Consider the following 5,233-nt stretch of genomic DNA (forward strand, 5'->3'; position numbering starts at 1 on the left):
ATAGATGTTGACTTGGATTTAGGCTTAAATCCTTTTTGCTTTGAAACAGAACTAAAGATTGATACAAGAAAGAAAAATCTGACTGTTTCAAGGGGAACTGAACTTATCGAAAGAAAAGATGCCAGTCGAAGCTACTTTTCTAATATTGTGCATACACAAGAGGTTGATAAAGAAGAGTTCATTAAACTCTATACATCACAAATAAAATCCTACTTTGATCTCACGAAAACAGCATACAAAGTATTTTTTATCTTTTTACGTATTTATCAGGATGCGATAGGTAAAGATCATTTCTACCTGAGCTGTAAAAAGGCAATGTCTCTTGCGGAGAAGATAGATCATTTTATCTTATCAGAATCTATCTTTTACCGGGGGATAAAGGAACTCATCGAGAAGCGCATTATTGCTAAAACCAATGAAAAAAACTGGTATTTCATAAACCCAGCGATTGTTTTCAACGGTGATCGTGCTCGTTTTGTTTCTGAGATTAGAAAAAAGAAAGAAAAGATAGAAGTTGAACGAGACGAAAGCATTATTGATAGCGGAGGAGACTATACTAAAAATGAAGGTAAGAGTAGGTCTATTGAGTCAGTCATTGAAAATGTAAACAACAAAGAAGATATCGATGTGTTAATAGCAAGATTACAGGCTAAAAAGTCTCAAGGGGCGATCAAAATTAAAAGTGTGAAAGGGAGTATCTCTATGGATAATGTAAGCCTTGTAGAACCAGAAGAGCCGATAGATTGGGATACTATCTAGGATGATATTTTATACCAGCCAGCATCCTCCACACCCATTAGCAAACTAATTAATACTACCACGCAGGCAGGTGGTATGCTAATGCCTCGGATGAAGCCATTGCTGAAGACATTTTTTTATCCGAACAGAACGCTTTTTGCGGCATCGTGATTCATTCCGACACTGGCTATCCGCTATCTGAATAAAGAGATACTGACTTCAGAATAGCTATAGAACCGATCTACCCTGTTGATGAACGAGATCTGGCTACTGGCTATGTGCTAATGCTCAGAAATGGTGAGTTTGAGCATGAGATTGAAGGCGATCTCTATAAGGTGTTATCTCAGGCTCTTGATAGGCTGAAGATCGCTGTTGTTTTATATGAAGATGAATCAGATTGAGAAGACTAAAATATATATTGCCTACACCCTAAATAATTCGGGTTGTAGGAAGGCTGCAATCAAAGGAATATCGATGGACTTACATAAATAGGTTATTCGGGTGACTGAGAGTAGCCAACGCACCTGCAACTTGAAGTATGACGAATATACACTTAAATGGTTGCAGTTCAACCGATAGACGTGTATTTTTAAACAGCGATATTTTTATGTTCACTATAAGATCTAGTTTAAGGAGATCATGTGATTGAAAATTTTTTTCAGCGCAATAGCAGTTGAACTTCGCCGGTCTGTCACTAGCAGAAAGAATTAAACCCTGAAAACTTCCACATCTTAATAGATATGTATCGTTTGAGGAAGACGCATTTGGTGTTTCGCTTGATGATATCTTTCAAGGATTCAAAAAGATCAGTTGACAAACATATCAACCTTCGATTTACGCGAATTTAAAATAAAGTTAAAAATATTTTTTGGATGTCAGTTCAGGAGAGAGAAAATAGCAGTGTATTATAATTTTAAATAGGCTTAAACTTGTATTCCACAAGCCATTTAAAAATTGAATGCGATTTTATTTAAATCTAAAACGGAGATAATAATGCCATTTTCCCCATTATTCATTAAGCCAGTTCATTCTTGTGATCGAAATCCTACATTTTCAGCAGGAAAGGTAAATAAAAATAAAAGAAAAGGCATAGAAACAAGTGTTGTCATTGACTTAAATATTTTATCGAAAATGAATGATATTATTCAGGGAAAAATTAGCTATAACGATTCGCAGTTGCACTACGTAGTCAAGCAGTTCAATAAAGCATCTTTATGCTTGTCGCCGGGATTCTCTTTTAGTGAAGTAGATCGTTCATATTATAAAGAGCTTCAAAACTCATTTGAGCTATTCCTGAAAATATATTGTCCAAGTTATATTGATTCTCCAAATTCTGTAGCGCTGCCATCAGATAAAGATTATGATCGGTCCTTTAAGGAATTGCCTTTAGGGGAAAAATATCTACATTCAATTTCATATCTTTCAATGTTATTAATTCAAACGATAACTATTAAATATAATCATCTTACACCAGAGCAGAAATTTACAAAGTATGTGGAATATATGATTTCTAATGCTGATATTCTGACAGCGATAGAAGCTGAAATTGCAAAATATTGTTTCTATGATTCAAGTAATTGTAAAGATATTGCATTTAAACAGTTCTGTAAAACAATAAGAAGCAATTTTTGTAAGGGTGGAAAGAAAGAATATATAATAAAAAATGCACTGAATTCAGCCTCAGATATCATCTACTATCGTGTGGTTGCAATTCAGTCAAATGAAAAATTAGATGGAGTAGTACAAGATACGTGGTTGCTAACTGCTGATGAAGGTTTAAAGAGTATCGCGTTATCTATATATTTCGTTCCTTCATTTGATGGTTGTGATTATAAAGCGGTAAAATTAGTGAGGAATGGTTTGCAAAAAGAATCAACATATTGGAATTATTGTGACGACTTATTTCAATATTATAATTTAAGAAGAAATTTTATCACATCTGAAAGTTTAACCACTCAAGAAATCGAATCAAAATTCACACATATAATTAATTGTAGTTCAGCATTGGAGGATGGTTTTATTACTTGATACAATTGACTATCTTTAATGCAAAGTTACGCTTTTTATGATTAGCCTGATTTATTAACTGCATGAATATTAATTTAATTACTCATCAGGCTTATTAAAAATAATCTAATCCAACAGCCCACGAGAGACTTTACTCGCCGTCTGACTGAAATTATACCGCTCAACAACATTTCCCTTGAACCAGATCTCAAGGGAGTTCATGTGAGCTGTATTGCTGTTCTTCAGTAGGGCCAGACCGGGAACGTAGTTCGATATCTGACTCTCGCCTGACATACTGGAGTAGGACCACATTTCCTGACCATCATTGCTGGCGCGTGTTTGCGGTTCCCCGAATGCAGCCAATATTTCCTGCTGCGTAGTTTTCCCTTTAACGATTTTGGTTTTAACGGTCTGTTGGGTTTCGTTTTTCAGGGATTTATTACCATAAGTCGTACAGGCGGAAAAAGGCAGGATCACCAGTGCCGCAATAAGCAGTTTCTTCATATTAACTCCGATAAAACATAACGATAAAAAAGTAGTATGAGTGAGATTAAAAATCGTGTTGGTCATAAACCACCACAAGCCTGTTTCATTGATTACTGACGAACATGTGCCTCCACAGAAAAATGGAAAAGCAGTAGGTGAACGAGTAATCGGGTAAATTAAGTGATTATCACGTTATTCCATATGAAACCTTGCCAGCGTATTTTCCCTGATGTGCATAACAGCCATTCCTGCCTCATAAAACAGCCTATAGCGCGTTTCTTACCATCTAAAAGGCTTTGTTTTTACTGAGCCAGAAGTACGTGGCAAATCGCTTTATGAGCCTCTGGTTAACTCTATCTATCAGCGTCAGGTATGGCAAGCAAAATGATCGGTATATCAGATCGATAATTACATATTGATAGACAATAGCGATTAAAATAGGTTTATCGATCGGTATTTTAATTGTTTAAATCGATCGATAAAAAGTTAATGATAGTAAATATCTATCATTATTTCAGTTTTGATCGTTACAAACGATATGACGGCCAGCAGAAATAATTGAAAGCTATCAATTGGTTAATGAGGTGGCTGTGCTCTTATGTGTCTGTCAGAACAAGCTGTAACGGATACCGGTAAACAGTCGCCTCCCTTAAATGACAGCGTTTTTGATTATCAGGATGGATAAGCAGATGAAGAAGATTTTGCTCGTTGCTGGCACGGCACTGGTTCTGGCGGGATGTGGTGAGAAAGGCGACTTTGAGAAGGCTATCAACGCAAAAATATCATCGTCCAAAGTGTGCTACTCACTCAATGACAATGATGTTGTATTCAATAAAGGCTTCCCCAGACGTGTGAACCGTGGTTTCCGCTCTGCCGGATACAGTGCCAGTGATGAAATCCTTAAAGGGCTTGTTGAACAGGGGTTGTTAAAGGTTTCACAAGAATCTAACGGGTTTAGCAGCGTTGATGTTCTGGAAGTTACCGATAAAGGTCAGGAGGTTGAGTTTTGGGATCGCAAAGACGGTGCCTGTGTTGGTCATCGTGTTGTCGCTGAGGTGAAAAGCTGGACCGAACCCAGCGAAGGTAATGGCGTTAAAATGACGCAAGTGACCTATACGTGGAAACTGGATGGTGTACCGGGCTGGGTGGATAAGAAAGCCTTTTCTGGCGTCAAGGGAATGACTACACCTGAAGAATCCAAAACTGTTCTGGTGAAAACCAATAACGGCTGGTCAGCACAGTAATTTCAGGAAAAGACGCTATGAACACTATCTGGATGTTTTTGATTGCTCTGCTGGTGAACATACCATCACTGGCACCGGTACTGTTTCTCCGTAAGATACCAAAGAAGGTTAAGGCATCGTTGGCCCTGAGACTTTTTCTGCTGAACGCCTTCTTGGTACTTTCTGTTGTGACGCTATCGCAGAACACCACGCAAAAATACGGGGTGTTCCCGTTATGGCTGATGTTAGCTGCTATCGGGCTGTTTATGGTCACACTGGTGCCAACGATAAAATTTATACGTAAGCATTTGACCGTAGGTAAAAGTCGGGCTGTTATCCTCTCATCGTTCCTGATTGTCTATGCCGTCAGATTTCATAGCGTATTTTCAAATGTGAGTGGCAGCGGATACACGCTTAATGGATTCAATATGGTATGGACGTTGTGCTTCTTGTTCGCCTGTCTGCTGACTTACCTCGGTTGTGCTGGGAGTAAAACATATTCTGGTTATTCGGCATCGTCATCTGTACCGCAGTCGGATTATTTTAAGCCGGCCAAAGAATATGAGATGCAATCACAAATTGACTACGATATTGCTGTGAAAGGGCGGAGTGTACTATCTGACCCCAATCTGAGCATTGTTGAGCAACAGCGTTATCGAGATGCACTTTCGAAAAAAAACCATTATCAGTAAAAGCGTATGGACTATATACATATTGTTGCATGATTTTTTATATTAACCATATGCTTATGGATGAGTCAATATTATATTCAATATATA

The 5,233-nt window shown here is 37.7% G+C and carries 5 protein-coding genes; 4 read left to right on the forward strand and 1 reads right to left on the reverse strand.

The genetic code is table 11. The features are described 5' to 3' along the window. Together Dpoa2040_RS06675 and Dpoa2040_RS06680 are read left to right on the forward strand one after the other, a co-directional pair. Nucleotides 1-759, forward strand: a 759-nt coding sequence (locus tag Dpoa2040_RS06675; protein ID WP_210423854.1) for a hypothetical protein, incomplete at its 5' end; no start/stop codon positions are given. 972 nt (nt 760-1,731) lie between these two features. Beyond that, nucleotides 1,732-2,766 (forward strand): hypothetical protein, encoded by a 1,035-nt coding sequence (locus Dpoa2040_RS06680; protein WP_168640763.1) that lies wholly within the window; start codon nt 1,732-1,734, stop codon nt 2,764-2,766. 105 nt (nt 2,767-2,871) lie between these two features. On the opposite strand, the gene Dpoa2040_RS06685 is transcribed toward Dpoa2040_RS06680, so the two are convergent. Further along, nucleotides 2,872-3,249, reverse strand: coding sequence for a hypothetical protein (locus tag Dpoa2040_RS06685; RefSeq protein WP_168640765.1), 378 nt, complete (start codon nt 3,247-3,249; stop codon nt 2,872-2,874). Nucleotides 3,250-3,920: 671 nt separating this feature from the next. Between Dpoa2040_RS06685 and Dpoa2040_RS06690 the strand changes: the two genes are divergently transcribed. Together Dpoa2040_RS06690 and Dpoa2040_RS06695 are read left to right on the forward strand one after the other, a co-directional pair. Then, on the forward strand, nt 3,921-4,475 hold the full coding sequence (locus Dpoa2040_RS06690; protein ID WP_168640766.1) for a membrane lipoprotein lipid attachment site-containing protein: 555 nt from the start codon (nt 3,921-3,923) through the stop codon (nt 4,473-4,475). A 17-nt stretch (nt 4,476-4,492) separates the two neighbouring features. Continuing rightward, nucleotides 4,493-5,146, forward strand: coding sequence for a hypothetical protein (locus Dpoa2040_RS06695; RefSeq protein WP_168640768.1), 654 nt, complete (start codon nt 4,493-4,495; stop codon nt 5,144-5,146). Nucleotides 5,147-5,233: the final 87 nt, after the last annotated feature.

The organism is Dickeya sp. CFBP 2040 (assembly GCF_012273755.1).
Lineage (GTDB): Bacteria > Pseudomonadota > Gammaproteobacteria > Enterobacterales > Enterobacteriaceae > Dickeya > Dickeya poaceiphila.

Coding starts and splice junctions, on each gene's coding strand:
- Dpoa2040_RS06680 (WP_168640763.1), top strand. CDS start 1,732: ATGCCATTTTCCCCATTATTCATTAAGCCAGTTCATTCTTGTGATCGA.
- Dpoa2040_RS06690 (WP_168640766.1), top strand. CDS start 3,921: ATGAAGAAGATTTTGCTCGTTGCTGGCACGGCACTGGTTCTGGCGGGA.
- Dpoa2040_RS06685 (WP_168640765.1), bottom strand. CDS start 3,249: ATGAAGAAACTGCTTATTGCGGCACTGGTGATCCTGCCTTTTTCCGCC.
- Dpoa2040_RS06695 (WP_168640768.1), top strand. CDS start 4,493: ATGAACACTATCTGGATGTTTTTGATTGCTCTGCTGGTGAACATACCA.